The sequence below is a fragment of the Flavobacterium sp. genome, assembly GCF_032153895.1.
Taxonomy (GTDB): domain Bacteria; phylum Bacteroidota; class Bacteroidia; order Flavobacteriales; family Flavobacteriaceae; genus Flavobacterium.
Map to the genome: position 1 here is coordinate 15,479 of NZ_JALDYN010000018.1, position 26,702 is coordinate 42,180.

General features: G+C 37.0%; 26 protein-coding genes and 1 tRNA gene. 17 read left to right on the forward strand and 10 right to left on the reverse strand.

All coding sequences use genetic code 11. The features are described from left to right. Positions 1 to 8 precede the first annotated feature (8 nt). Entirely contained in the window at positions 9 to 1,076 is a 1,068-nt protein-coding gene (locus tag RUH60_RS07700) for a branched-chain amino acid aminotransferase (RefSeq protein ID WP_313807051.1), read from the forward strand. A 29-nt stretch (positions 1,077 to 1,105) separates the two neighbouring features. On the opposite strand, the gene RUH60_RS07705 is transcribed toward RUH60_RS07700, so the two are convergent. After that, positions 1,106 to 1,489 carry a nucleoside triphosphate pyrophosphohydrolase family protein gene (locus RUH60_RS07705; protein WP_313807052.1) on the reverse strand — a complete coding sequence of 128 codons (384 nt, stop codon included), beginning with the start codon at positions 1,487 to 1,489 and terminating at the stop codon, positions 1,106 to 1,108. 300 nt (positions 1,490 to 1,789) lie between these two features. Between RUH60_RS07705 and RUH60_RS07710 the strand changes: the two genes are divergently transcribed. Next, the gene (locus tag RUH60_RS07710; RefSeq protein WP_313807054.1) at positions 1,790 to 2,875 is read left to right on the forward strand and encodes an SRPBCC family protein; all 1,086 of its coding nucleotides are present in this window, start codon (positions 1,790 to 1,792) and stop codon (positions 2,873 to 2,875) included. A gap of 53 nt (positions 2,876 to 2,928) precedes the next feature. Here RUH60_RS07710 and RUH60_RS07715 read toward each other — a convergent pair whose 3' ends face one another. Genes RUH60_RS07715 through RUH60_RS07725 form a run of 3 tightly spaced genes read right to left on the reverse strand, consistent with a single transcriptional unit; the run spans position 2,929 to position 4,935 of the window. Continuing rightward, positions 2,929 to 3,648: a tRNA threonylcarbamoyladenosine dehydratase gene (locus RUH60_RS07715; RefSeq protein ID WP_313807056.1), complete on the reverse strand. Its 720-nt coding sequence runs from the start codon at positions 3,646 to 3,648 to the stop codon at positions 2,929 to 2,931. Between the two features lie 48 nt (positions 3,649 to 3,696). Further along, complete coding sequence (locus tag RUH60_RS07720; RefSeq protein WP_313807058.1) at positions 3,697 to 4,332, reverse strand: TatD family hydrolase; 636 nt, start codon at positions 4,330 to 4,332, stop codon at positions 3,697 to 3,699. A 12-nt stretch (positions 4,333 to 4,344) separates the two neighbouring features. Then, entirely contained in the window at positions 4,345 to 4,935 is a 591-nt protein-coding gene (locus tag RUH60_RS07725) for a DUF1684 domain-containing protein (protein WP_313807060.1), read from the reverse strand. 133 nt (positions 4,936 to 5,068) lie between these two features. Here RUH60_RS07725 and RUH60_RS07730 point away from each other — a divergent pair, with 133 nt between their 5' ends. The 4 genes from RUH60_RS07730 to RUH60_RS07745 all read left to right on the forward strand — a co-directional run bounded on the left by RUH60_RS07730 (position 5,069) and on the right by RUH60_RS07745 (position 9,073). Then, positions 5,069 to 6,283 carry an MFS transporter gene (locus RUH60_RS07730; RefSeq protein ID WP_313807062.1) on the forward strand — a complete coding sequence of 405 codons (1,215 nt, stop codon included), beginning with the start codon at positions 5,069 to 5,071 and terminating at the stop codon, positions 6,281 to 6,283. 335 nt (positions 6,284 to 6,618) lie between these two features. Next, the gene (locus RUH60_RS07735) at positions 6,619 to 6,978 is read left to right on the forward strand and encodes a BlaI/MecI/CopY family transcriptional regulator (RefSeq protein WP_313807064.1); all 360 of its coding nucleotides are present in this window, start codon (positions 6,619 to 6,621) and stop codon (positions 6,976 to 6,978) included. A 5-nt stretch (positions 6,979 to 6,983) separates the two neighbouring features. Then, positions 6,984 to 8,873: a M56 family metallopeptidase gene (locus tag RUH60_RS07740; protein WP_313807066.1), complete on the forward strand. Its 1,890-nt coding sequence runs from the start codon at positions 6,984 to 6,986 to the stop codon at positions 8,871 to 8,873. 59 nt (positions 8,874 to 8,932) lie between these two features. After that, positions 8,933 to 9,073 (forward strand): SsrA-binding protein, encoded by a 141-nt coding sequence (locus RUH60_RS07745; RefSeq protein WP_313807068.1) that lies wholly within the window; start codon positions 8,933 to 8,935, stop codon positions 9,071 to 9,073. Here the strand turns inward: RUH60_RS07745 and RUH60_RS07750 are convergent. Beyond that, positions 9,070 to 9,582, reverse strand: coding sequence for an adenine phosphoribosyltransferase (locus RUH60_RS07750; RefSeq protein ID WP_313807070.1), 513 nt, complete (start codon positions 9,580 to 9,582; stop codon positions 9,070 to 9,072). The genes RUH60_RS07745 and RUH60_RS07750 overlap by 4 nt on opposite strands. A gap of 74 nt (positions 9,583 to 9,656) precedes the next feature. Here RUH60_RS07750 and RUH60_RS07755 point away from each other — a divergent pair. From RUH60_RS07755 to RUH60_RS07775, 5 genes are all read left to right on the forward strand, one after another. Beyond that, a tRNA-Arg gene (locus RUH60_RS07755) sits at positions 9,657 to 9,730 on the forward strand. A 265-nt stretch (positions 9,731 to 9,995) separates the two neighbouring features. Continuing rightward, a complete protein-coding gene (locus RUH60_RS07760) occupies positions 9,996 to 12,203 on the forward strand; it encodes a PAS domain S-box protein (RefSeq protein ID WP_313807072.1) in 2,208 nt (735 codons plus the stop codon). Continuing rightward, positions 12,200 to 12,583: a response regulator gene (locus tag RUH60_RS07765; protein ID WP_313807074.1), complete on the forward strand. Its 384-nt coding sequence runs from the start codon at positions 12,200 to 12,202 to the stop codon at positions 12,581 to 12,583. Before RUH60_RS07760 ends, RUH60_RS07765 begins: the two co-directional genes overlap by 4 nt. 21 nt (positions 12,584 to 12,604) lie before the next feature. After that, a complete protein-coding gene (locus RUH60_RS07770; protein ID WP_313807076.1) occupies positions 12,605 to 13,180 on the forward strand; it encodes a pentapeptide repeat-containing protein in 576 nt (191 codons plus the stop codon). A 1-nt stretch (position 13,181) separates the two neighbouring features. Then, entirely contained in the window at positions 13,182 to 13,622 is a 441-nt protein-coding gene (locus RUH60_RS07775) for a GNAT family N-acetyltransferase (protein ID WP_313807078.1), read from the forward strand. Here RUH60_RS07775 and RUH60_RS07780 read toward each other — a convergent pair whose 3' ends face one another. After that, positions 13,623 to 14,303 carry a hypothetical protein gene (locus tag RUH60_RS07780; RefSeq protein ID WP_313807080.1) on the reverse strand — a complete coding sequence of 227 codons (681 nt, stop codon included), beginning with the start codon at positions 14,301 to 14,303 and terminating at the stop codon, positions 13,623 to 13,625. 149 nt (positions 14,304 to 14,452) lie between these two features. Then, positions 14,453 to 15,727, reverse strand: coding sequence for a serine hydroxymethyltransferase (gene glyA, locus RUH60_RS07785; protein ID WP_313807082.1), 1,275 nt, complete (start codon positions 15,725 to 15,727; stop codon positions 14,453 to 14,455). Positions 15,728 to 15,839: 112 nt separating this feature from the next. On the opposite strand from glyA, the gene fahA reads away from it, so the two are divergent. The 4 genes from fahA to RUH60_RS07805 all read left to right on the forward strand — a co-directional run bounded on the left by fahA (position 15,840) and on the right by RUH60_RS07805 (position 20,914). Continuing rightward, positions 15,840 to 17,123, forward strand: a complete 1,284-nt coding sequence (gene fahA, locus RUH60_RS07790; RefSeq protein ID WP_313807084.1) for a fumarylacetoacetase — start codon at positions 15,840 to 15,842, stop codon at positions 17,121 to 17,123. Between the two features lie 181 nt (positions 17,124 to 17,304). Beyond that, positions 17,305 to 18,489: a hypothetical protein gene (locus tag RUH60_RS07795; protein ID WP_313807086.1), complete on the forward strand. Its 1,185-nt coding sequence runs from the start codon at positions 17,305 to 17,307 to the stop codon at positions 18,487 to 18,489. A 103-nt stretch (positions 18,490 to 18,592) separates the two neighbouring features. Next, complete coding sequence (locus tag RUH60_RS07800) at positions 18,593 to 19,435, forward strand: hypothetical protein (RefSeq protein ID WP_313807088.1); 843 nt, start codon at positions 18,593 to 18,595, stop codon at positions 19,433 to 19,435. 3 nt (positions 19,436 to 19,438) lie between these two features. Next, positions 19,439 to 20,914, forward strand: a complete 1,476-nt coding sequence (locus RUH60_RS07805) for an N-acetylmuramoyl-L-alanine amidase (RefSeq protein ID WP_313807090.1) — start codon at positions 19,439 to 19,441, stop codon at positions 20,912 to 20,914. 33 nt (positions 20,915 to 20,947) lie between these two features. On the opposite strand, the gene ytxJ is transcribed toward RUH60_RS07805, so the two are convergent. Further along, on the reverse strand, positions 20,948 to 21,334 hold the full coding sequence (gene ytxJ / locus RUH60_RS07810) for a bacillithiol system redox-active protein YtxJ (protein ID WP_313807092.1): 387 nt from the start codon (positions 21,332 to 21,334) through the stop codon (positions 20,948 to 20,950). Positions 21,335 to 21,485: 151 nt separating this feature from the next. Between ytxJ and clpB the strand changes: the two genes are divergently transcribed. Together clpB and RUH60_RS07820 are read left to right on the forward strand one after the other, a co-directional pair. Further along, positions 21,486 to 24,086 carry an ATP-dependent chaperone ClpB gene (gene clpB, locus RUH60_RS07815; RefSeq protein ID WP_313807094.1) on the forward strand — a complete coding sequence of 867 codons (2,601 nt, stop codon included), beginning with the start codon at positions 21,486 to 21,488 and terminating at the stop codon, positions 24,084 to 24,086. 248 nt (positions 24,087 to 24,334) lie between these two features. After that, positions 24,335 to 25,579, forward strand: a complete 1,245-nt coding sequence (locus RUH60_RS07820; RefSeq protein ID WP_313807096.1) for an MFS transporter — start codon at positions 24,335 to 24,337, stop codon at positions 25,577 to 25,579. Between the two features lie 28 nt (positions 25,580 to 25,607). Here RUH60_RS07820 and RUH60_RS07825 read toward each other — a convergent pair whose 3' ends face one another. Further along, positions 25,608 to 26,144, reverse strand: coding sequence for a hypothetical protein (locus tag RUH60_RS07825; protein WP_313807098.1), 537 nt, complete (start codon positions 26,142 to 26,144; stop codon positions 25,608 to 25,610). A 279-nt stretch (positions 26,145 to 26,423) separates the two neighbouring features. Further along, the coding region (locus RUH60_RS07830; protein WP_313807100.1) for a hypothetical protein at positions 26,424 to 26,702 on the reverse strand (279 nt) is incomplete at its 5' end.

The window sequence follows — 26,702 nt, forward strand, 5'->3', positions numbered from 1 at the left end:
ACAATTAAATGAACTTAACCACGACAAGTAACATTAAAATAGTTACAGCAAGCACGAGTAAAATCAATTCGGTTGATTTTGAAAACCTGACTTTCGGAACCATTTTTACCGACCACATGTTGGTTTGTGATTACAATAATGGTGTTTGGGAACAGCCTGTAATTCAGCCTTACGAACCTTTCACTATGGATCCTTCGTCTCGTGTTTTTCATTACGGACAAGCTATTTTTGAAGGCATGAAAGCCTACAAAGATACTTACGACGCTATTTGGTTATTCCGTCCGGATGAGAACTTTGACCGTTTTAATAAATCGGCAGTTCGTATGGCAATGCCTGAAGTTCCGGAAGATGTGTTTTTAGGTGGTTTGAACCGATTACTTGAAATCGAGAAAGAATGGGTTAAGAAAGGAAAAGGAAACACCTTATATATTCGTCCGTTTATGATTGCTACGGGTCATGGTGTAGTAGCTTCTCCTTCAAGCCAATATCGTTTCTGCATAATTCTTTCGCCTGCAAAAGCTTATTATTCAGGTGAAGTAAAAGTTATTATTGCCGATTATTACAGCCGTGCTGCGAATGGTGGTATTGGTGCTGCAAAAGCTGCCGGAAATTATTCGGGACAATTCTATCCGACTAAATTAGCCAACGAAAAAGGATTCCAACAGGTAATCTGGACTGATGATGCAACGCATACGAAGCTGGAAGAAGCCGGAACCATGAATGTTTTCTTCAGAATTAACGATACTTTATATACTGCACCAACCAGTGAGCGCATCCTTGATGGTGTAACCCGTAAAAGTATTGTCGAGTTAGCACCAACTATTGGAATTAATGTGGAAGTTCGTCCGGTATTAGTTTCTGAAATCGTTGAAGCTGCTAAAAACGGTACTTTAAAAGAAATTTTCGGAGCCGGAACAGCCGCAGTAGTAAACCCGATTGCAGGATTTTCGTATCAGGACACTTATTATGAGTTACCAAAATTAGAAAATACTTTCGCGTCGCAAATCAAAGAGAACCTGACGAATATTCAATATAAACTGGCTGAAGATACTTTTGGCTGGACAGTTAAAATCTAATTAAAAATCCCGATTGAATCGGGATTTTTTTATTTTAAAATCGCTTCAAAATTCGGTTTGAAGTAATTCGGTCCTTTCATAACCTTGCCGTCTTCACGATAAATCGGTTTTCCGTCTTCACCTAATTTACTCATATTACTACGCTGAATTTCGTCGAAAACTTCTTCAATTTTATGTTGTAAACCATGTTCTAGAATCGTTCCGCATAAAATGTACAGCATATCGCCTAAAGCATCGGCTATCTCAACCACATCGTTATTCTGAACTGCTTCTAAATATTCCTCGTTTTCTTCTTTCATCAGGTTGAAACGCAGCATGTTTTTCTGCTCTCCCAAATCTCCTTTTGGCGAAAAATTCACGCCTAAACCAAAGGCTTCGTGAAATTCTTTTACGCAATTAATCTGTTTTTGCATAGCTCTAAATTTTGTGAGGAAATTAATTAAAAAGACAATTCAAAAAGTTAATTTTACAGAAATTTTCAAACCATGTTTTCAACAGGCCAGCTCTATTTTGCACTTTTCTTCGTAATTGTTTTTGTTAGTGTGATGATCTATGTTTACCGAAAAGATTTATCATTACACAGAATTCATTACAAAGGAAGTTTATGGGTTTTATTCTTCTTTTTTATGTTTATAGGAATTTTATTTCTAATAAAACTTTATTTGAAAGAATAATATTGTAAATTTGGAAAACAACTATTATTTCAAGCCAAAATGCGTATTGTAAAGTATATTTTTCTTTTGATTCTTCTAGCGGCTATTGCCGTTTCGGTATATATCGGTACTCAAAGTAATAAGTTTGATATTCAACGAAGTAAAGTGATTGCGGTCGACCAAAGAACCCTTTTCGAATATGTTGATGAATATCGAAATTGGGAAAACTGGGGACCTTGGGCCAAAGAAGATCCTTCCATGCAATACACTTACAGCTCTAAAACCAAAGGTGAAGGCGCTTCCTATTCCTGGACGGGAAAAGATGGTGACGGAAAAATGAATACCGTTAAAACCATTACCAACGACAGTATTTTTCAGAAAATTTCTTTTGAAGACAGCACGCCTTCCGATGTAATTTGGGGCTTTGAAAAAGTAAACGGCGGAACCAAAGTGACCTGGAGAATGAAGGGTGAAATGGATTTCATGATGAAAGCATTCGCCATGTTCAGTGGTGGTGCCGAAAAAATGATGGCTCCAATGTTTGAAGAAGGTTTGAACAATATCGATACTAAACTGGTAAAAGAGATCAACAATTATAAAGTTGAAGTACATGGTTTGGTTCGAAAACCGGGTGAGAATTACATTAAACAATCTCTGACTTGCAAAATCACTTCTTTATCGCATAATATGGGCGTTTTGATGCGAAACATTACCAAATTTGCTGAAGACAATAATATTAAAGTGACGGGAGCTCCATTCGCTATCTATAATACGTATAATGAAGCTACAGGAATTACTTCTTTTTCAGTATGTTTACCAGTAGAACAGGAAATTTTCACTTCTGAAGGCAGTGATATTTCAGGTGGAAAATTTGGTTCATATCTTGCGTTGAAAACCACTTTAAAAGGCGATTACTCACACAGTAAAAAAGCTTGGGATAAAGCGTACGAAGAAATTACCAAGAAACATTGGGTTGAAAATCCGACAGGTAAATATCTGGAAGTGTATAAAGTAGGATTGAAGCAGACGCCGCGTCCGTCAGAATGGGTTACCGAAATCTACATCCCAATTGTTGAAAAAGCAAAACCGATTGTAAAACCGTTACTCCCTAATGCTGTAACAAGTGATACAACCAATGTTCAATAATAAAAAAGTCCCGTTTTAAGCGGGACTTTTTCTTTATATTCTTCTAATTATTTTTATTTCTTCTCAAGCAAATACTGCACTACAGTTTGAGCTGCATGTAATCCGAACAAGGCTGGCATCCAACTGTTTGTTCCGAAAAATGATTTTTTGAAGTTGGTTCCGTCAGTCATTTTTAAACTGCTCTGATCTGGTTTTTCTACCGAATAAACAGCTTTCACGCCGCTTGAAATTCCTTCTTTTTTCAGACGTTTACGAATTACTTTCGCCAACGGACAAACATCGGTTTTTGAAATATCACGAACCACCACTTTACCGGGAAGCATCTTTCCTCCTGCTCCCATATTGCTGATAATTTTCACTCTTTTGCGTTTCGCTGCAATAATCAGATTCAATTTTGGGGTGATACTGTCGATACAATCTAAAACGTAATCAAATTCATCGGTTACTAATTCGAATGCTCTTTCCGGTGATAAAAACTCCTGAACTCTTGTCAATTGCAATTCCGGGTTAATATCCATCAAACGGTCTCCAACAATTGTAACTTTCGGTTGACCGACTGTGGAATGTAATGCTGGTAATTGTCTGTTGATGTTAGTGATATCAACAGTATCGCCATCCACTATTGTCATTTTCCCTACGCCTGCACGAGCGATAAATTCTGCGGCAAACGAACCTACTCCGCCCATTCCAACAACCAAAACATTGGAATTCTTTAATTTCTCTAATCCTTCTTCTTTAAATAATAATTCGGCTCTTTCTGTCCATTCTGCCATTGTAAAACGTGTTGTGTAATGTGATTCCGGTCGAAAAACCGGTCTTCATTACAGGTTAAAAACTAACTTAAAATTATCTTCGATAATCTGCTCTACATCATTTCCTTTTATTGATGCAGCTTTTATATAAACATCGTTGATGCTTTCTTCAATTGTATCGGTTTCCAGAAAAAAACGATTGTTCGGAACTTGCTGAAACACTTCTGATAGCTCCGGATTTCGCAACAAATATTTCCCAAACGACAAATAAAAACCATTATCCAAAAGTGATTTTGCTACTTGCCAGTTTTTGGAAAAACCGTGAATCACCATCGGAACGTTTATTTTCAATCGTTTTTTGATTTCAATTACTTCCTGATAGGCTGAAACGCAGTGCAAAATTACAGGTTTTTGGTATTTTACAGCTAAGTGTAACTGTTTTTCGAAAACTTCGGTTTGGTTTTCTAGCGGTGTTTCTATTCGTTTGTCCAATCCACATTCGCCTAAAGCCAGACAGTTTTGAAGTTGAAGCTTTTCTTCAATAATCTGTAAATGCTCTTCAATATTCTCTAAATCTATATACCACGGATGAATTCCGATGGAAAAATGTCGCACATCAGCATCAAATTCATACGGATATTGATTGACAATTTCCAGAACTTTTTCTTGATTCGTGCTTTTATGGGTGTGAATGTTGAATTTCATCTTTTTCAAAACCTAATCATGAAACTTCTTCACACCGGCACGAACTTCCACAAGCAAATCATTCTCCTTTGGTGGAATCGGACAGGAATATCCTTCATTATAAGCACAATACGGATTATACGCCTGATTGAAATCAAGTATCATTGTGTCTTTATCGGTTGCTTCTAAGTCGATATAGCGACCGCCGCCGTAACTTTCCACTCCGCTGGTTAAATCGGTAAATGGAAGAAACAAATGATTTTTATATTTTTCCTGTTTTGACAATTCTATATTTCGGAACACATTCAACTTACATTCTTTTCCTCTTAATGTAAAATGAAGTTCGCCATATTTCACATACAACGGCGTTCTGTTTCCGGATGTTTTCATAGCAAACGGTTTGGCTTTTGGCGTTTTGACCAATTTCGCTTCAACGCAGAAATCTTTGTTGATTTCATAGAAATGCAGTCCATGAAAAATTTTCAAATCCTCAGGTTTTAAAGGGCTTTCTTTTGCATCAGCATATTCTTTATCTAACTGATTTTGAAATGCTTTTGATACCGATTCATCACATTGTCCAAAAACCACAAATGGAAATAAAATTGCTAAAATTACTTTTTTCATACGTTGAATGATTTCTGCAAAAATAATCAATTTTCAGTGTAAAAAAATTCACAACAATTTAACACGGAAGCCCGTAAATCATTACCTTTAAACACAGCGCAAGTTTGTAACTTTGCACTTTAATTTCCTCCCGATGCTTTTAAACGCCTTTCAACGATATATCAATAACTTCAAGGGTTTTTCACGTGAAATCTGGATTCTGACGTTGGTTACTTTCATCAACAGAACCGGAACAATGGTATTACCATTCCTCTCCAAATATCTGAAAGAAGATTTGCATTTTTCGTACGATCAGGTGAAGTGGGTTTTGATTTGTTTCGGACTTGGTTCGATGATTGGCTCTTGGCTTGGCGGGAAACTATCCGATAAAATAGGTTTTTATAAAATCATGATTTTCAGCTTGTTTACCAGCGGAATTTCATTTATTCTATTGCAATACATTACCAACTTTATTGGTCTTTGCATCGGTATGTTTTTAATTATGGTGATTGCTGATATGTTTCGTCCGGCGATGTTCGTGTCGTTAGGAGTTTACGCCAAACCAGAAAACAGAACCCGAGCCTTAACTTTAGTACGACTTGCTATTAATTTAGGGTTCGCTGCTGGTCCGGCGCTTGCTGGTATTATCATTATGACAGGTGGTTACTCGGGATTATTCTGGGTTGATGGGATAACATGTATTGTCGCTATCAGTATTTTTTGGCTGTTGGTGAAGGAGAAAAAAAGAGAACCAGTTCATCAGGAAATCATAGACTCGCAACCGAACAAATCCGTATTTACAGATGCGCCTTTCTGGATCTTCTTATTCATTTGTACGGTAACCGGAATTTTATTTTTCCAGTTGTTTACAACGCTTCCGTTATATCATAAAGAGCAATTTAATTTAACCGAATTTCAAAGTGGTTTGCTATTGATGCTGAACGGATTAATCATATTCTTTTCAGAAATGGCTATTGTAAGCTATGTGGAGCGCAAACAAATTGATAAAGTTAAAATGGTAACCTACGGATTGCTGGCCATGACCATAAGCATGTTCCTTTTACTGGTTGATTTTTGGGCCGGAATCTTAATTGTGATGATGATTTTCATGAGTTTCGGAGAAATGTTTGCTTTTCCATTTTCGAATTCGTTTGCGATGAGTCGGGCACCTAAAGGTCATGAAGGACGTTATATGGCTATTTTCACCATGAGCTACAGCTTAGCCCACATTTTAAGTTCCAACATCGGATTTGAGATTGTTGATTTGAAAGGTTATCAAGCGAATTGGTTTTTCATGGGCGTTTTAGGCTTCTTTGCTTTCTTACTGTGTTTGTACCTTCAAAAGATTTTAGCGGAAGAAAACAATTAATATTATAAAAATCAACCTTTTATCTTGTTTTCTATTACTTCAAACTGTTAATAAAACTATAAATTTCGTTGCTCAACTAAAAAAATAGTTGTGTAACTAAAAATATAGTTGTACGTTTGTTTTGTGCTTGAGTGAACACTCGGGTTGCGTTAGATTTGATATTAAGAGGAGGACAGCCAGTGGCTGTCAGGTATAAATCTTCGCAGCTAATATGCGTTAGGGATAGTAGCGGCATCCTTTTTCTTTCGGACATTGAGGCTCTCGAAATGCCCGGAAGAAAAAGATACAGCGAATAGCCCGACCCTTGTGGTAACGCCCAATTAAAAAAAAGAATCATGCAAAAGTTAACCAACAAAGAAGAAGAAGTAATGCACATTTTATGGAAGCTGCAAAAGGCATTCGTAAAAGAAGTTTTGGCCGAAATCACTGAAGATCAGCCGCATTACAATACACTTTCGACGATTATCCGTAATTTGGAAGAGAAAGGCTATGTATCGCACAACGCCTTCGGGAACACGCATCAGTACTACCCTATCGTTTCCAAAGAAGATTACCGAAAAGGGTTTATGAACACCGCTATTGAAAATTATTTTAATAGTTCCTATAAAAGTATGGTTTCCTTTTTTGCCAAAGAAGAGAAAATCAGCGCCAAAGAATTACGCGAAATTTTAGAAATGATCGAACAGAAAAAATAAAGCCTATGGAAGCTTTTGGAATTTATCTGCTTAAAGTAAGTGCCTTGATGGGTGTTTTCTACCTTGCCTACTTACTATTTCTTCGAAAAGAAACCTTTTTCAATTCGAACCGATGGTTTTTACTGACCGGATTGATTACTTCGATGGTTTTGCCGTTTATCACGTATACCAAAGTGATTTTGGTGGATCCGACGCCGGTTTATGAATATTCGGATGTTCCGCTTACTTCTTATGTTCCGGTGGAAGAACCTGCTTTTGAAATCAACTGGTTTATGATATTGGCAATTGTGTACGGAATTGGAATTAGCGTTTTTCTAATTAAGTTTTTGATGGATTGTTTTGCGATTAAACAGTTACTGAAAAATCCGAAGGCGTTCAAAAAGAATGATTTCTACATGATTGATACCGATAAAGTACAATCACCGTTTTCGTTCTTTAATTATATCGTGTACAATTCATCAGTTTTTAAAGAAGAAGAATTAGAAAACATTTTACAACACGAACAGGTTCACAGTGCCCAGAAACACTCGTGGGACATGATGTTAGCGCAGATTTTTTGCATCACATTTTGGTTTAACCCAATTGTTTGGCTGTATAAAAAAGCTATCGCTCAAAACTTAGAATTCATTGCCGATTCTGAAGCAACTAAAAATATTGAAGACATTAAAAGTTATCAGAAAACCTTATTAAAAGTAACAATGCAGTCGCAGTGCATTGCAATCACCAATCCATTTTATCAATCATTAATCAAAAAACGAATTGTTATGTTAAATTCAAATCAATCCAACAAAAAGAATTCCTGGAAGTACTTTGTGGTTTTACCGCTATTGGCACTATTTATCTTCCAGTTTCAAACCAAAATTATTGCTCAGGAAAAATCAGTACCTAAAACTGAAAAATTAAAATTAAAATCAAACATCAACTTAGTAACTGTTGTTATCGACAAGAACACTTCCGACGCTGAAATTAAAAAAGATGCCGAAATGTTGAAAAACAATTTCAATGTTACTTTAAAAACGTCTAAAATCAAGCGAAACAGTAAAGGGGAAATCACTGCCATTAAAGTTGATTTTAAAGACAAAGACGGCAGAAAAGGAACAACTCACATTCAAAGTGATGAACCGATTCAACCGATTCATTTTTTCAAAGAAATGAACGACAACGGGACTAGCGATGTTGGCTTCGGAAAACCAAAAGGAAAAACACTTAGACAACAATTGGCAAAAGTTAGAAAAATTGAAAACTTAAATGAAGATGGCAAAGAAATAAGAATTATCACCACTGACGAAGAAGGCGATTTAGCCTGGACCGACGAAGATTTTGATTTCGATTTCAACTTTGATTTTGAAGCTCCTGAAGTTCCCGAAGTACCTGAAATTGGAGAAGCACCGAAAGCGCCTAAAGCGCCAAAAATGATCCAGAAAAGCGTAGTAATTAAACGCGATGGTGATAAAAAAGAAGTTTGGATTAACGGCGAAAAAGCAACCGAAGATCAACTTGGAAAATTAGAAGATATTAACGGAATCGGAAGTGTATTTGTATACGATTCTAAAGGTCCTAAAGGTGACAAAGGAGAAAAGGGTGCTAAAAATTTTGTTTTCAGAAACGATGATGGTGATGTTGTAATTTCATCGAAAGATGTTGAAATCATTCGTGGAAATGCTATGAAAGAAGCTAAAATCCATATGGAAAAAGCCAGAAAACAAATGGATGAAATGCGCCCGGAAATGGAAAGAGCTAAAATCCGCATGCGAGAAGCACAACCAGAAATGGAAAAAGCTAGAGAAGAAATGATGAAAGCTAGAGAAGAAATGCTAAAGGCTAAAGAAGAAATGATGAAAGCTAAAGCCGAAATGGACAAAGCAAGAGCCGAACTCAAAAATAAAAAAGCATAACGAAAAAGACCGCTAAATTTAGCGGTCTTTTTTTATACATTTGCGCAAATATTTCACTTATGTTCAAAGTATTAGCCAAAATAAACAAACTGATTTTACCAAGCTTTACCAAACAACGTCTTGATTTAGCGAAAGCTAAAAAGTGGCAGAAAGCAATTATTGCTTATCGGTATTACGTTACTACTCGCGCTTTGGGTTAATACGTTAAAGCAGCATATATTTCTTTTCCAGTTAATTTTTCTCTTCCGTTAAGAAAAGTGAGCTCCATCAAAAAATTGCATTGAACAATTTCTCCGCCTAATCGTTCGACCAATTCACAAACAGCATTTGCGGTGCCACCTGTTGCTAAAACATCGTCGTGAATTAAAACTTTATCTCCTTTTTGAATGGCATCAGTGTGAATCTGAAGGGAATCGGTTCCGTATTCCAGTTCGTAAGTAGCTTCAATAGTTTCAAAAGGCAATTTGTTGGGTTTTCTAACCGGCACAAAACCTGCATTCAATTCACGAGCTAATAGTGTCGCAAAGAAAAAACCACGGCTCTCCACTCCTACTACTTTATCAATTTTTCTACCATTCAGGCTACTGATTAACAACGATAAACATTCGCTTGTTGCTTCGGGATTCGCTAAAAGTGGTGTAATATCTTTAAAAACAATTCCTGGTTTCGGAAAATCCTGAATATCACGTATATACTGGTACAACGACATTTTTTTGCAATTTTTATTTGAATTTGATTTGCAAGTTACGCAATTCTTCCTATATTTGCACCCGTTAAAACAATGGCCTCGTGGCGCAACTGAATAGCGCATCTGATTACGGCTCAGAAGGTTACAGGTTTGAATCCTGTCGAGGTCACAAAAGCTCTGCAATGCAGAGCTTTTTTTATTTTAAATCAGTACAGCTTCCTCACTGTTTAGTCCGGAAATTTGTTTATATTTACAATTAATCGGAACGGATTCCTTTTACAATGCGCATTGACGAAAAGATAACATCGCTGAGCAGTTGGTTTGTGTCGCGCCCTAAAACTTCAGGGATACTTATCTTCATTGTATTTTTCTTCATTTTAAACTTAGCATTGTTTTTTAGATATCAGGTTGTAAAAAAAAGTCAACAGGCTGAAATGGAAAACCTGCTTTCCATTGTACACGGAAACATCGAACAAACGTTAAAAAACAGTTACGCTACAACAACCGGATTAGCACTTACTATTGATGATAATGGAAATCCGAAGAACTTTAACGAAGTCGGAAAACAACTTTTAAGCTACAATAATTCCATTGACGCAGTGCAATTGGTTCCTGGTGGCGTTATCAAATACACATATCCCTTAAAAGGTAATGAGGCCGCCATGAATTACAACATTCTAACGAGTCCTTTGCATAAAGACGCTGCTTTAAAGGCAATTCAAATACGAAAAATGTATTATGTAGGACCGGTTGAATTGCAACAAGGCGGATTAGGAATTGTGGGACGTTTACCTGTTTATAAAAAAGAAAAATTCTGGGGATTTTCTGCTGTTGTGATACGATTTTCAACCTTCATGCAGGCTGCCGGAATCAGTACCACAAAAGATAATCGTTTCTTTTTCGAACTTTCAAAAATTAATCCGGACACTAAAGTTGAGAAGTTTTTCTTAAACGAGGATATAAATTTCAAATCCAAAGCATACAAAAGCATTTCAATTCCTGAAGGTGATTGGAAACTGTACATCGTTGAAAAGAACGGCAATGCGCTATTAATGCAGTTTTTTCCGGTTTTCTTTTTAACGTTTATCGTATCCATTTTGAGCGGTTTCTTTGTCAATATGATTTTAAGACGTCCGTACGAACTGGAAAACCTTGTAAAAATTCAAACAGAAAGAATCATCAAGAACGAATTGCTTTTCAAATCGCTTTTTGAACACGCCGGATTAGGAATTACTCATACAGATTCAGTAAACGGTACATTTATTGAGGCTAACGAAAAATTTTGTGCACAAATTGGCTATTCACATCATGAAATCAAAATTATGGATTACATGATGATTACCCATCTAGACGATTTAGAATCTGATTTAAAGCAAATGGAACGTTTGCGCAATGGAGAAATTGAAGGTTTTTCTCTGGAAAAAAGATATTTTCATAAAAACGGCAGCATCATTTGGGTTAACATTACGGTTTCTCCGCTTTGGTCAAAAGGTGAAAAACCAACAAGCCACATGACAATTGTTGAAGATATTACCAAACGAAAACAAGCCGAAAAAGAACTTTTACAATCGCGCCAAAAAATCGAGTCCTTAATAAACTCTGTAGATGGAATTGTTTGGGAAGGTTATCCGGATAAGCCGGGAGTTACTTTCGTCAGCAAGAAATGTGAAGATATTCTTGGTTATTCTGCAGAAGAATGGATAAATGATGATAATTTCTGGTACGACCACATCCATCCGGATGACCGAGAATGGGTCATGCAATTTTCTAAAGAATGTGCCGAACAGAAAAGGCCACATATCTGGGAATATCGAATGATTAACCGAGAAGGTAACATATTGTGGATGCGGGACATCGTAAGTGTTTTTATTGAAGACGATGACTCCTTTAAATTCCGAGGAATTCTGATTGACATTTCTAAAACCAAACAGTTTGAAATCGACCTCAACAATTCGTTGCAATTGGTTACCGAGCAAAACAAGCGCCTTATGGATTTCTCTCATATTGTGTCGCATAACTTACGTTCACACACCAGTAATATCGATTCATTGACTAATCTTATTGAGGAAAGTGACGATGAAGCCGAAAAGAAAGAACTTATTGGTTTACTGAAAAAAGTATCTGAAACACTTAATGAAACCATGGACAACCTCAACGAAGTGGTTTCCATTCAGACTGAAATCAATCATTCGACTGAATGGCTTAATTTAAGAGAAAACATTGTTAAAACGGAAGCTATTTTAAGTAATCAAATTGTCAAAAAAGAGGCTAAAATCATCAATTCTATTGACAATTCCGTTCGTATAAAATATAATGCTGCTTATCTGGAAAGTATTCTTCTTAACTTAATTTCCAACGCTTTACGATATGCGCATCCGGAAAGAAATCCTGTAATTGAACTGACTTGTTACGAAGAAAATAACTACCTTGTGCTATCTGTAAAAGATAATGGTATAGGAATTGATCTGAACAAAAACAAAAACAAATTGTTCGGTATGTACAAAACGTTTACTGATAATCCGGAATCGAAAGGAATAGGACTATTCATCACCAAAAATCAGATTGACACGATGCAGGGAAAAATTGAAGTGGAAAGTGAATTGAATATCGGAACTACTTTTAAAGTATTTTTCAAACGATGAGCAAGCAGTCAATTTGCATAATAGATGACGACCCAATCTATCAGCTCGTAACCAAAAAAGTTATCGAGAAGAGTGCTTTTTTTCCAATAGTAAACTCATTCAGTAACGGATTGGAAGCCATCAATTACATCAAAGAAAACCTTATTTTGCCTGAAGTTATTCTTCTGGACATTGAAATGCCTTTAATGGATGGTTGGGATTTCTTGGATGAAATAACGCGTTTACGAAAAGAATTGCAAAACAATAGCAATATTTACATCGTGAGTTCTTCCATCGCTCGCGAAGACAAAGAAAAAGCAGAAGCTTACGATTGCATTAAAGGGTTTATCAGTAAGCCGATTAGCCTTTCGATTATTGAAAAAATTGCCAACGAAGACTAACGTTAAAAAGTCTATTACCTTATGATTTCTGATTTTATTTACGACAAAGAATACAAAAACAATATTTTTTCCCAATACGAAATCTGTCAAAAAGAGTTTGAAAACTGTACGTTTATAAACTGCGATTTTGCTCAGGCCAATTTCACCGGTACACTATTTATCGACTGTACTTTTTACGAATGCAATTTTAAGGATGCTAAGATTGGTCATGTTGGCTTTCGGAATGCACTTTTTAACCATTGTAACTTTACTTCGGTGAATTTTGCGATGACCGATCAGGTAATTCATGAGTTTCACTTCAATACGTGTTTATTGGATTATGCGCAATTCTATGCCTTGAAATTGAAGAAAATCAGTTTTACCAATTGCAGTATGGTAAGCGTTGATTTTATGCAAACCGATTTATCCGAAGCACTTTTTGACAATTGCAATTTACGTTTAGCTGTTTTTACTGATGCTAACTGTGAAAAAGCTGATTTTTACACAAGTTTTGATTACACCATCGACCCTGAAAAAACAAAACTCAAGAAAGCAATCTTTTCATCGGATGGTATTAAAGGATTATTAGCGAAATATAATTTAGTGATTAAAGAGTAAGATGATTCGAGCCTATCAAGAAGACGATTTCGATACTTTAGTAGCCGTTTTAAAACTAAACGTTCCGGATTATTTCGCGCCGTCCGAAGTGGATGATTTTATTGAGTACCTCAACCATGAAACCGAAGACTATTTTGTAGCAATAGAAGCTGGCAAACTTATTGGAAGCGGTGGTATCAATTATTTTTACGACGATAAAACCGCCCGAATTTCGTGGGATTTAATTCATCCGCAATATCAGGGAAAAGGCATTGGTAAAAAACTGCTTCAACACCGATTAGAACTACTCAGAAACAATCCAAATATTGAAACGGTTGCTGTTCGAACATCACAATTTGCGTATCCGTTTTATGAAAAGTCAGGATTTGTATTGGTAAAAACTGAAAAGGATTTTTGGGCTGAAGGATTCGATTTGTATCAGATGACTTTAAAAGTAAAATAATTATTCTTCTTTAATAATCATCACCGAACCTTTGAATCCTGTGGCTAAATCCCACTGATTTCCGGTAATCTTATTTGCTTTCTCGTCATAGATCTGAAATTCCGCTGTATTCGGGCCGGAAGTTCCTTGGTTTAAAGCTTCAAACTCTATCTTATTAAATCCAGGAGTTAGTCCTAAAGTGATTGTTTTATAACCATTAGTTAGATATACTCTGGCATTCACAACCATGCTGTTAACCATCACTTTAACTAAATCGCCATCTTCCGCCATATGGTCGCGACAAATAATACGAACTGTATTTGATTTTGTACGGAATTCTCCAAAGGATTGATTTCTTCTGAAAACTTTGGTATTTTCATCGCCTTGTCCTTTTGGCAAAGCATTACCCGGAATCTCTCTCGGATTAGCAAACTTTTCCGGAGTCATATCTTTGGATTCTCCTATCTGAAAAGTGGAATTACCTTCTTTAGGAAACGTGTATTTTTTATCATCATCCATTACAGAAGTGGCAAATTCCATGGCTTTGAAACGTGGTTCAGCGGTTTTTGCAGCTTCATTATTTGCTTTTACTTCCGGATCTTTCAAACGCGGAATTACAACCGTAGTCGTTCCGTTATCGGGTTGAGCATATCCAACCGCTACAACGAATAATGCAATAAATAATGTAAAAAGATACTTCACGTCTTTGGCTGTTAATTTTTCAAAAGTAATAAATCAAAAACTATTCCAATTCATAAATTTTGCATGCAAATAGTTAAAAAGGGTTAAAATATCTTAAAAACAAAAAAGTCCCTCAAACTGAGAGACTTCTTTATATAGTTAAATGATGTTTAGAAAACAAACATCGCTCTTTCTCCCATCATATCGTTTACCTCATCGGCAATTTCTTCTAACATTTCTTCGTTAGTGTGGTTCATGATAACTCTGTCGATCATATCTACAATAGTTTCCATATCAGACTCAACCAAACCGCGTGTAGTAATTGCAGGCGTTCCAACACGAATACCTGAAGTTACAAACGGTGATTTATCATCAAAAGGAACCATATTTTTATTTACAGTGATTTCCGCTTTTACTAATGCGTTTTCAGCTTCTTTACCGGAAATTCCTTTGTTTCTTAAATCGATTAACATCATGTGGTTGTCTGTTCCGCCAGAGATGATGTTGTAACCTCTCTTTACGAAAGCTTCAGCCATGGCTTTAGCATTCTTTTGAACCTGCATTGCATAGGTAAAAAACTCATCTGTTAAAGCTTCACCAAAAGCTAGCGCTTTAGCAGCAATAATATGTTCTAACGGACCACCCTGATTTCCAGGAAAAACCGACATATCCAACACATGTGACATCATGCGAATTTCACCTTTTGGAGTTGTTAATCCCCAAGGATTTTCGAAATCTTTCCCCATCATAATCATACCACCACGAGGACCACGCAATGTTTTGTGCGTTGTAGTGGTTACGATATGACAATGCGGCATCGGATCGTTCATTAATCCTTTTGCGATTAAACCTGCCGGGTGAGAAATATCTGCCATTAAGATTGCTCCTACTGAATCTGCGATTTCACGGAAACGTTTGAAATCCATATCACGAGAATACGCCGATGCTCCAGCGATAATCAATTTAGGTTGTTCCTTAGTAGCAACTTCCTGAATTTTATCGTAGTTCAAACGACCTGTCTCCTGCTCTACTCCGTAGAAAACCGGATTGTACAATTTACCAGAAAAATTTACCGGAGAACCGTGCGTTAAGTGACCACCGTGCGATAAATCGAAACCTAAAATTTTATCTCCTGGCTTCAAACACGCTGCAAAAACTGCAGTATTCGCTTGTGATCCGGAATGTGGCTGTACGTTTACATATTCAGCACCAAAAAGTTCTTTAGCTCTGTCGATAGCGATTTGCTCAATAACATCTACTACTTCACAGCCTCCGTAATATCTTTTACCTGGATAGCCTTCTGCATATTTGTTGGTTAATACCGAACCTGCAGCTTCCATTACCTGGTCGCTTACAAAGTTTTCGGATGCAATAAGTTCTAATCCGTGGATTTGTCTGTCTTGTTCTTCAAGAATTAAGTCGAAAATTTGTTCGTCGCGTTGCATTTTCAATAAATTTGTTAAATCGAGCTCAAAAATACGAAAAGAGTTTGGTAAAATCCCAATTGAAAGTATATTTGATGATTGAAAATTCAACATTCATAAAAAACACAACATCATGCCTATAACAGCAAACGATCCTAATAGAACATCATGGTTGTCAGTTCCTGAAAACTGTGATTTCCCGATTCAAAATATTCCTTTCGGAGTTTTTATTACTAAAGAAGATGTCGTAACCATCGGAACAAGAATCGGTGATTATGCTATCGACATGGGTGCTTTACAGCAATTAGGTTATTTTGAAGGAATTGAACTAACCGATGACATGTTCATGCAGGACACGTTAAACGATTTCATTTCCGACGGTAAAAAAACCTGGAGATTGGTTCGTAACCGTCTAGCTGATATTTTCGATGCCAACAACTCTGAATTAAGAGATAATGCTTCTCACAAAGAAGTAGTTATCTTCAATATAGCCGATGTAGAAATGCAGCTTCCAGTACAAATTGGTGATTATACGGATTTTTACTCAAGTAAAGAGCACGCTACCAATGTTGGGAAAATGTTCCGTGATCCGGAGAATGCTTTGTTGCCGAACTGGTTACACATTCCGGTTGGTTATCATGGAAGAAGTTCTACAATTGTTCCTTCAGGAATTCCGGTACATCGTCCGATGGGACAAACGATGCCTGCTGATGCAACTGCTCCGGTTTTCGGTCCTTCCCGTTTAGTTGATTTCGAATTGGAAACCGCTTTCATTACGACTGATGCTAACCTTATGGGTGAAAACATTCCAGTTGGAGAAGCTGAGGATTATATCTTCGGAATGGTATTGTTGAATGACTGGTCTGCACGTGACATCCAGAAATGGGAATATGTGCCGCTTGGACCATTCTTAGCGAAAAACTTTGCTTCGTCTATTTCTCCTTGGATTGTAACAATGGACGCTTTAGAACCTTTCCGTTGTGCATCGCCTAAACAGGAACCGACGCCGCTTCCGTATTTACAGCAAACTGGTGACCACGCTTTTGATATTAATTTAGAAGTATCAATCACACCTGAAAATAATCAGGAAACTTTGGTGAGTAAATCGAACTTAAAATACATGTACTGGACGATGAGCCAACAATTGGCGCACCATACAATCAACGGTTGTAGAATCAACTCTGGTGATATGATGGGTTCCGGAACGATTTCCGGTCCTACTGAAGATTCTTTCGGTTCGATGTTGGAACTTACTTGGGGCGGAAAAAATCCTATCCAGATGAAAGATGGTTCCGAGCGCAAATTCATCAACGATGGCGATACGGTTACCATGAAAGGTTACTGTACCAATGATGAAGTACGAATTGGTTTTGGAGAAGTTTCCAGCAAATTGCTTCCTCCTATTCCGACGAAATAATAAAAACACATACTAAACTCCGAAAATTATCCTTCGGAGTTTTTTTTATCCTTTTAAAACTATTTCCCTAGCCTCGATAGAAACGGCATCCTTTTTGTATTACTTTTCGTAAGACAAAAAGATATAGTGGATAGCGGGAAAAGCTCCTGAAAAATTATATTTTTGCTAAAACTTACAATTTATGAAGAAAATTACTTCTCTCTTTTTATTGGTGCTTTTCATTTATTCCTGCGGAGTGAAACAAACCCAAAGCATGTTAAGCGACGGAGATTATGACGGTGCAATTCATCGTGCAGCCGAAGCTTTGCGTACCAACAAAACTTCTAAAGGTAAACAGGATTATATCTATTTGATGGAAGAAGCGTTTGCCAAAGCCAAAGAACGTGATTTACGAACTGTTGAGATGTTGGCTAAAGATGCCAACCCTGCAAATTTGGAGAAAATTTACAACACGTATTTGCAGTTGAATGCGCGTCAGGAGAAAATTCGTCCGTTGTTGCCGTTGCGTTTGATAAAAGAAGGCAGAAATGCTATTTTCCCTTTTGAGAATTATTCTGATCAGATTGTAAACAGTAAAAACGCGTTGTCGAAATATTTGTACGACAATTCAAAATTGTTATTGAAAACCAATGATAAAATGAGCTATCGTCGTGCATATGATGATTTTGCTTATTTGGAAAACATCAATCCTGGTTATAAAGATGTTAAGCAATTGATGGACGAAGCGATGTTTAAAGGAACCGATTTCGTTAACGTTTACACGAAAAACGAAACGAATATGGTTATTCCGGCGCGTTTGCAAAATGATTTGTTAGATTTCAGTACTTTCGGTTTGAATGACAAATGGACGGTGTATCACAGCAACAAACAAAAAGGAATCAATTATGATTATGGAATGATTGTGAATTTCCGTCAGATTAATATTTCTCCGGAACAGGTTAAGGAAAAAGAGTTCATCAAAGAAAAGCAAATTAAAGACGGAACGAAAACCTTACTGGATTCTAACGGAAATGTAGTAAAAGACAGCTTAGGAAATCCGATTAAAGTAGATAATTTCAAAACGATTAAAGTTAATATTTACGAGTTCAGTCAGTTCAAAGCTTGTCAGGTTACGGCTAAAGTGGATTATATTGATTTTAGAACCAATCAGTTGATAGAAACTTTCCCATTAGCAAGTGAATTCAATTTCGAACACATTTACGCTAATTACAACGGAGACAAACGCGCTTGTGATGACAGTTATTTACCGTATTTTGAACGAAGAGCTGTTCCGTTTCCAAGCAACGAACAAATGGTTTACGACACCGGCGAAGATTTGAAAGCGAAACTAAAAGCCATTATCACACGGAATAAGTTTAGAAGATAATATTTCTCATCAATAAAAATTAAACACCTTATAATCAAGGTGTTTTTTTGTTTTTAAAATTAATTTGTAATACATTTACTACTATCCAAAAACAATTTTAATTATGAAAACAAAATTAGTACTCGGTGCTGTTTTGCTGCTGGGATTACAGTTGCAGGCACAAGAAGTTTCAAGAGTTAAGGAAATTTCGCTTAAGGAGGAATTTACAAATCCTTTAGCTTCTCCGGATGGAAAGTATGCTATTCTAACTCAAGAACACAATCATGGTGTTTTTCTGTTGAACATTCAAACACAGGAAATCACTCCAATTTCTCCAAACGAAGGCATTGGTTATGGTTATTCCTGGAATCCGGACAGCAATACTTTCTACTACAAAGAGAAAAAAGAAAAAGAATACTTCTCTGATGCAAAAGTTAAGGGTTATTCCATCAGCTCAAAGAAAATAACATCTTTAGACATCAACCACAATTTCCTTCCATCCTACAACGGAAAAAATGATGTTGTAGTTCACACAAATCCTTCGACTTTACGAATTGAAGCTACCAATGTAAAAACTTTAAAAACCTGGTTGGTTACAGGTGATGAAGGGCAATACTACAACGCTATACTTTCCAATGACGGAACAAAAGTTGCGGTACACAAAGGAGCTGAAATCTGGGTTTATGATGTCAATGGTTCCGAAAAAGGAAAATTAATCGGACAAGGAATTGCCACTGCATGGTCTTCTGACGATCGATTCCTGATTGGTTTCTTAGATGAAAGCCGTGATGGTCATAACATCAGCAATTCTGAAATCTTATTGTTTGATGTTGAGAATTCAAACACTCGTAAATTAACTTCCACCGAAAATCAGATTGAAATGTTCCCATCGCTTTACGGAAACAATCAAATTATTTTCTCGGAAGAAAGAACTGGAAAAATCTATACATCAACTTTAAAATTCTAAGTCATGAAAAAGCTATTTACTTTTCTTATCGCACTTTTAGGCACCGTTGCAATTCAGGCTCAGATAGTTGTTATTGATCCCGGACATGGTTATGGAGCCACTACAAGCGACAACCCAGACGGCAGAACCGCTACAGAAATTGAAACAGCACTTGAAGTGGGCTTACGTACCCGAAATCTAATTCAAAACTCATGTACCGCCTGGACCGTTTACATGACCAGAACCACTAATTTAAACAGTTGGACATCGGTAACGCAACGTGCAACCATGGCTAACAACTGGAATGCAGATCGTTTATTAAGCGTTCACTGTAATGCAGGCGGCGGAACCGGAACGGAGACTTTTTATTGTACTCATACTGATACCAACACGGCTCCAGATATTGCTTTTGCTCAAAAAATCCAAAACGATATGGCAACCAATGGTGCCTTAAACAACCGTAGATGTGTTGAAGACAATACGTATTTAGGCTATCATTTGGGCGTTCTAAGATATTCTTCCGCTACCGGATGTTTAAACGAACTTGGTTTTGTTGATTCTGCAGATGCTACGAAATTGACTAGCACAACGTGGAGAGATACCTTTGCACTATCCTATTTCAATTCTTTAAAATCAAATTTGGGCGCCACATGTGCTGCTCCGTTACCGGGTTCATTCACTTTAACATTAACTCCGGAATGTAATGGAACAACCAGTCAAATCCGTTTAAATTGGACTGCTTCTGCTAACGCAACTTCATATGACATTTACAGAAACGGGTCTTTGTATGCGAGCGATATTACCGGGACACAATTCATCAACACTTACCTGATTACGCCCGGAACAAATTATTCTTATTATGTAAAGGCTAAAAACGCAACCGGAAGTACAAACAATTCCAACGGCACAAAAACTGCAACTGGTGTAACTTGTGTTCCTGGATCGTTTACAGTAACCGCAACTGCAACTTGTAGCGGAACAACGAGTGCTATTAATTTAACTTGGACAGCTTCTGCTAATGCAACCTCGTACGACATTTACAGAAACGGTAATTTATATGCACAAGATGTTACTGGTACTTCATTTCTGAACACCTATCTGATTACTGCCGGGACAACTTATACTTATTACATGATTGCTAAGAATACAGCTGGAACTACAAATAATTCCAATGGGACAAGATCGGTTACTGCAATCAATTGTGCTGCAAAAATGAGTACTGGCTCTGAAAATACAGGTTTGGTTGAAGTTACTGAAATAAAAACCTATCCGAATCCAACATCAGGATTACTTACGATTAGTTTAAACGGAATACAAACGACAAAAGCCTCTTTCTCCGTTTTTGATGTTACTGGAAAACTCGTTCATTCAGAAAACTCACAAATCAAAGAAGACAATCAAACTACCGAATTAAACCTGTGTAAACTGGCAAATGGAACCTACATCCTACTTGTTCAGCTGGACAACAGAGAGTTCACTCAAAAAATAGTGAAACAATAAATTAAAAAGCCGGAGATTGAACCCCGGCTTTTTTTATATAAACTGTTTTAAATCTTCAGCATCAATATCGCTGTGGGAAGTATCAAAAATAGCTTTACCTTCTTTTATGACAATAAGCTGTGGTGATTGATGAACAACTCCAAAACGTTCAGCAACCTCATTAGAAATGGAACGATAAGCTAATAAGTCCAGGAAATACAATCCCATTTTCTCAAATTCAATATCGAACTGATTTGAAAATTGATTCCAAGCCATTCTACTAACTGAACATCTTGTACTATGCTTAAAAATTGCAACTGGTTTTTCGAAAGAAATTTTCACAATTTCATCCAACGGCGTTTCTTCCAAATACATCCAGAAAGATTCAGGTGTTGTATCTTCTGATTTATTTACTCCAAATATCTTATTAAAAAATCCCATATTTTGTCTTAATTTCAGACATTTTGTCTTAATACAAACTCCAAAAACAACCAAAATCAGTCATTTTGTCCTGATTTTTACTTTGGAACACAAATTGTCTATTCCATTGCAAAGTTAAACAAAACAACTAGCTATCACAATAATAAACAATATGAACTTAAATAACTTAACAATTAAATCGCAAGAGGCTTTGCAAATTGCACAGCAAATTGCACAAGCCAACGGTCAGCAACAGCTGGAAAACGAACACATCTTCAAAGGAATTTTGGAAGTGGACGAAAACGTTGCGCCTTTCATCCTAAAAAAACTAAATGTAAACCTAAACCTGTTCAAACAGATTTTAGACAGTACTATTCAGAGTTTTCCGAAAGTTTCTGGTGGAGACATCATGCTTTCCCGTGAAGCCGGAACTGCCTTAAACGAAGCCAACATCATCGCTAAAAAAATGAACGATGAATACGTTTCCATCGAACATTTAATTTTAGCCATTTTCAAATCGAAAAGTAAAGTTGCCCAAATCTTAAAAGATCAAGGCGTAACCGAAAAAGGTTTAGAAGCTGCAATTACCGAAATCCGTAAAGGAGAACGAGTAACATCTGCATCTGCCGAAGAAACATACAATGCGCTGAACAAATACGCGAAAAACTTAAATCAGTTAGCCAATGACGGTAAACTTGATCCGGTAATCGGTCGTGATGAGGAAATCCGTCGTGTATTACAGATTTTATCGCGTCGTACCAAAAACAATCCGATGCTAATTGGCGAACCCGGAGTTGGTAAAACCGCTATCGCAGAAGGATTGGCACACAGAATCGTAGCTGGAGACGTTCCCGAAAACCTAAAAGACAAAGTAGTTTTTTCTTTAGATATGGGAGCCTTAATTGCCGGTGCGAAATACAAAGGCGAATTCGAAGAGCGTTTGAAATCGGTAGTAAAAGAAGTAACTTCTGCGGAAGGCGACATCGTCCTTTTCATTGACGAAATCCACACTTTAGTTGGAGCTGGCGGTGGCGAAGGCGCTATGGATGCTGCAAACATTCTAAAACCTGCTTTAGCACGCGGAGAATTAAGAGCTATCGGAGCAACAACTTTGGACGAGTATCAAAAATATTTTGAAAAAGACAAAGCTTTGGAACGTCGTTTTCAGAAAGTAAATATTGATGAGCCTGATACTGAAAGTGCTATTTCAATCTTACGAGGAATTAAAGAGAAATACGAAACACACCATAAAGTACGAATCAAAGACGATGCAATTATCGCTGCGGTAGAATTATCACAACGTTACATTACCAATCGTTTTTTACCCGATAAAGCCATCGATTTAATGGACGAAGCCGCTTCCAAATTACGCATGGAGATTAATTCAAAACCGGAAGAATTAGACGTTTTGGATCGTAAAATCATGCAGTTGGAAATCGAAATCGAAGCCATTAAACGCGAAAACGATGAACTAAAACTGAAATCGTTAGGATTAGATTTAGCCAACTTAAAAGAAGAACGCAACGAAGTCTACACCCGTTGGAAATCGGAGAAAGATTTGGTGGACAATATTCAATCAGTAAAGCAACAAATTGAAGATTTCAAAGCTGAAGCCGAACGTGCCGAACGCGATGGTGATTACGGTAAAGTAGCCGAAATCCGTTACGGAAAAATTAAAGATGCTCAGGAAAAACTGGACGCTTTACAAAAACAGTTACAGGAAAATCAATCGGATAAATCGTTAATCAAGGAAGAAGTAACTCACGACGACATCGCTGAAGTTGTAGCCAAATGGACTGGAATTCCGGTAACCAAAATGCTGCAAAGCGAACGCGAAAAGTTACTGAAACTTGAAGACGAATTACACCGCAGAGTAGTCGGTCAGGAAGAAGCCATTCAAGCCATAAGTGACGCCGTTCGCAGAAGCCGCGCCGGATTACAAGATCCGAAAAAACCAATCGGTTCCTTCCTGTTTTTGGGAACAACAGGTGTGGGTAAAACAGAATTGGCAAAAGCTTTGGCAGAATATCTATTCGACGATGAAAATGCAATGACAAGAATCGACATGAGCGAATATCAGGAGCGTCACAGCGTAAGCCGTTTAGTGGGTGCACCTCCGGGCTACGTTGGTTATGACGAAGGTGGTCAGCTTACAGAAGCCGTTCGAAGAAAACCATATTCAGTAGTATTATTGGATGAAATCGAAAAAGCACATCCGGACACGTTCAACATTCTGTTACAAGTTTTAGACGAAGGCCGTTTAACCGACAACAAAGGTCGCGTTGCCGATTTCAAAAACACGATTATCATCATGACTTCCAACATGGGAAGCCACATTATACAAGAAAAGTTTGAAAACCTAAAAGGCGGAATCGAAGCGGCTACCGAAGCTGCCAAAGTGGAAGTTTTAGGGTTACTGAAACAAACCGTTCGTCCGGAATTCATCAACCGCATCGATGAAATTGTAATGTTTACGCCATTAAGCAGCGATAACATCAAAGAAATTGTTGGTTTACAGTTGAAGAGCGTTATTAAAATGCTGGCGCAACAACACATTACGATGGATGCCACACCAGAAGCAATCGCATACTTATCCGAAAAAGGTTATGACCCAACTTTCGGAGCTAGACCGGTAAAACGAGTAATTCAGAAGGAAGTTTTAAACGAACTTTCCAAAGAAATCCTTGCCGGAAAAGTAACAACGGACAGCATCATTTTGTTGGACAGTTTCGACGGACAATTGGTTTTCAGAAACCAATCACATCAGGAATAAATTTTTAGTTTTTTCATATTTTTTATTTGGTTTTTGGTTATACCCGACTGGTTTTTAGGAATCAGTCGGGTATTTTTTTGCAGCGATTGGACAGTGCATTTTTAGAATCCGTTTTCCTGCTGTACGCTTTACAAGGTGTCGCTTCCATCAGGGCTAGACAGTCATGGTCGTGAACTAAATTCTTATTTCATAAGATATTTATCTAAATCAATCTTTTTTCTATTTTTGAACACCAAACCAAAAACCAAATGGAAGAATTCACCCTAAACCAGAAACTGAAACACCTGTTCTCCTTCCCTGTTATTGTAGCCGCATTAGGCTACTTTGTAGATATTTACGATTTACTACTTTTCGGAATTGTTCGGGTTCCTAGTTTAAAAGATTTGAATCTCGATGTCGATACCGCTGGAACTATTATCCTAAATTATCAAATGACCGGATTATTATTAGGCGGAATTCTTTGGGGAATTTTAGGCGACAAAAAAGGACGACTTTCAGTACTTTTCGGTTCCATTTTGGTGTATTCGTTAGCCAATATTGCCTGTGGATTTCTTCCGCAAATGCCTTTTGAAGACAAAACAATGGTTTATGCCATTTTGCGCTTCATTGCAGGAATCGGTTTAGCAGGAGAATTAGGAGCAGGAATCACTTTAGTTTCCGAATCTCTTCCTAAACAGTTACGCGCCATCGGAACTTCCATTGTTGCTGGTTTCGGTTTACTTGGAGCTGTCGTTGCACAACTTACGGTGGAATTAGCTGGAGATTGGACGATTGCCTATTTTATTGGTGGTGGTTTAGGTTTACTGCTTTTATTTCTTAGAGTTAGCGTAGTCGAATCTGGAATTTATAATGATATCAAACACGAAGAAAACATACAAAAAGGAAATTTCTTTTCTTTCTTTACGAATTGGGAACGCTTCGTAAAATATATAAAATGTATCGCCATTGGTTTACCAACTTGGTATTGCATCGGGATTTTAGCGATGATGGCCAATCAGTTTGCTCCGGTTATGGGAATTTCAAACATTACTCCCGGTAAAGCAATTATGTGGGCATACGTTGGAATTTCAGCAGGAGATTTTGCTAGCGGATTTATTTCTCATTGGCTTCATTCCCGAAAAAAAGCGATTTTGTACATGATGCTTTTTACCATCATTGGAGTTGGATTATTACTTTTCTCTGGAAAGATGTCTGAGAATATGTATTATTTCTATTGCGCTTGGCTTGGTTTGGGAACTGGCTATTGGGCAATGTTTGTAACAGTGGGCGCCGAACAATTCGGAACCAATATCAGAAGTACTGCCACAACTACAATTCCCAACATGGTACGCGGTTTAGTTCCGGTGATGCTTTTATCATTTGATAACTTAAAAATTAATAACGGAGTTATTTTTGCAGCCGCTGTCGTTGGATTCGTTGCTTTTGGACTAGGAATCTATTCTACTGTAACAGTCGCTGAAACTCATAATCGGGATTTAGATTTTACAGAATAAAAAAAGCTGCCAATTGGCAGCTTTTCTTTTATCCTTTGAGTATTTTTCCTTTAGAATTAACCACTATTCGTTTGGTTTCTTTGTTTTTTTCAAGTTTTAAATTGTATTCTTTTTTCAAGACATCTCCATCCGCCTGCGCATAGAGATATTTGTCTTTAACAATTTTCCACCCAGGAAATTCTTTATAGACCCCATAAATTACAGCCATTGGCAATTTTACATTGTCGTATTTTTCAACAACACGAAGTAACTTTCCATTTTCATTGTATGTGGCTACCAACGAACCATCCTCAATTTTCATGGTTACTAAATAACTTTCGTATCCTTCGTAATCCTTACCTAAATCATAAGCAATAAAAGCATCTTGCAAAGCTCTTATTTTTTCATCTTTGCTTTCATATTCTGGCAAATACACTGAAAAGTCATCACCTGCTTTTTTAATTACAATTTCCGGTAAACTCCTTGGGTCGATTGCTTCGTCTTCTAAAGTTTGTTTCTCATTTTCCTGGGCTGATATAGTAAACGAAAGCCCTAATGCTACTACTAATGTTGCAATTGTTTTCATAATGTTCGATTTTTGATTATTGATAAATGAGCTATATTTGGAAAACATATAAGGCTTATGATTACTTCCCCTTTTTATTCATTTGTTTTACCAAAAATCCAAAACATTAGAAAGAACTTAGAAACAAACTATTAAGAAATGTAGGTAGATGGGTTTCATTAGGTTAAAGTTACTTTTTTTAGAAACAGCTCTTTGTTAAAATTATCTACATAAAATGTTATAATTTCTTAATGAAGATTTTATGCGGAAAAAACATAAAAAAAGCTGTCAGTTGACAGCTTAAATTGTTTTGTATATTCTTTTAATCGGGATGACGACACCTTGCTTCAGAATTATTCTTTCGTCGGTTACACCCCAAATTGTTGTATCCACCATTTTTTTGGAAGTGCTGTCTTCAAAAAATATTTTAATCTTTAAATGTTCTAAATTTCCTAAGGCTAACGCACGGTTTAGGTCGTTTTGACGCTGTAGTATGGCATCTCTGTCATCTTCCAAAACATCGCTTTCAGGAAAAATCAAAGAGCTAATAAGCTCTTTATCAATTACTTCATAAGTAGT

Bases quoted from the DNA above. Each gene is read 5' to 3' on its own strand.
- RUH60_RS07710 (WP_313807054.1), top strand. From the start codon at position 1,790: ATGCGTATTGTAAAGTATATTTTTCTTTTGATTCTTCTAGCGGCTATT.
- RUH60_RS07725 (WP_313807060.1), bottom strand. From the start codon at position 4,935: ATGAAAAAAGTAATTTTAGCAATTTTATTTCCATTTGTGGTTTTTGGA.
- RUH60_RS07825 (WP_313807098.1), bottom strand. From the start codon at position 26,144: ATGAAAACAATTGCAACATTAGTAGTAGCATTAGGGCTTTCGTTTACT.
- RUH60_RS07795 (WP_313807086.1), top strand. From the start codon at position 17,305: ATGAAGAAAATTACTTCTCTCTTTTTATTGGTGCTTTTCATTTATTCC.
- RUH60_RS07775 (WP_313807078.1), top strand. From the start codon at position 13,182: ATGATTCGAGCCTATCAAGAAGACGATTTCGATACTTTAGTAGCCGTT.
- glyA (WP_313807082.1), bottom strand. From the start codon at position 15,727: ATGCAACGCGACGAACAAATTTTCGACTTAATTCTTGAAGAACAAGAC.
- RUH60_RS07770 (WP_313807076.1), top strand. From the start codon at position 12,605: ATGATTTCTGATTTTATTTACGACAAAGAATACAAAAACAATATTTTT.
- RUH60_RS07805 (WP_313807090.1), top strand. From the start codon at position 19,439: ATGAAAAAGCTATTTACTTTTCTTATCGCACTTTTAGGCACCGTTGCA.
- RUH60_RS07760 (WP_313807072.1), top strand. From the start codon at position 9,996: ATGGAAAACCTGCTTTCCATTGTACACGGAAACATCGAACAAACGTTA.
- RUH60_RS07740 (WP_313807066.1), top strand. From the start codon at position 6,984: ATGGAAGCTTTTGGAATTTATCTGCTTAAAGTAAGTGCCTTGATGGGT.
- RUH60_RS07765 (WP_313807074.1), top strand. From the start codon at position 12,200: ATGAGCAAGCAGTCAATTTGCATAATAGATGACGACCCAATCTATCAG.
- RUH60_RS07700 (WP_313807051.1), top strand. From the start codon at position 9: ATGAACTTAACCACGACAAGTAACATTAAAATAGTTACAGCAAGCACG.
- RUH60_RS07730 (WP_313807062.1), top strand. From the start codon at position 5,069: ATGCTTTTAAACGCCTTTCAACGATATATCAATAACTTCAAGGGTTTT.
- RUH60_RS07720 (WP_313807058.1), bottom strand. From the start codon at position 4,332: ATGAAATTCAACATTCACACCCATAAAAGCACGAATCAAGAAAAAGTT.
- ytxJ (WP_313807092.1), bottom strand. From the start codon at position 21,334: ATGGGATTTTTTAATAAGATATTTGGAGTAAATAAATCAGAAGATACA.
- RUH60_RS07715 (WP_313807056.1), bottom strand. From the start codon at position 3,648: ATGGCAGAATGGACAGAAAGAGCCGAATTATTATTTAAAGAAGAAGGA.
- RUH60_RS07745 (WP_313807068.1), top strand. From the start codon at position 8,933: ATGTTCAAAGTATTAGCCAAAATAAACAAACTGATTTTACCAAGCTTT.
- RUH60_RS07735 (WP_313807064.1), top strand. From the start codon at position 6,619: ATGCAAAAGTTAACCAACAAAGAAGAAGAAGTAATGCACATTTTATGG.
- RUH60_RS07750 (WP_313807070.1), bottom strand. From the start codon at position 9,582: ATGTCGTTGTACCAGTATATACGTGATATTCAGGATTTTCCGAAACCA.
- RUH60_RS07705 (WP_313807052.1), bottom strand. From the start codon at position 1,489: ATGCAAAAACAGATTAATTGCGTAAAAGAATTTCACGAAGCCTTTGGT.
- RUH60_RS07820 (WP_313807096.1), top strand. From the start codon at position 24,335: ATGGAAGAATTCACCCTAAACCAGAAACTGAAACACCTGTTCTCCTTC.
- clpB (WP_313807094.1), top strand. From the start codon at position 21,486: ATGAACTTAAATAACTTAACAATTAAATCGCAAGAGGCTTTGCAAATT.
- RUH60_RS07800 (WP_313807088.1), top strand. From the start codon at position 18,593: ATGAAAACAAAATTAGTACTCGGTGCTGTTTTGCTGCTGGGATTACAG.
- fahA (WP_313807084.1), top strand. From the start codon at position 15,840: ATGCCTATAACAGCAAACGATCCTAATAGAACATCATGGTTGTCAGTT.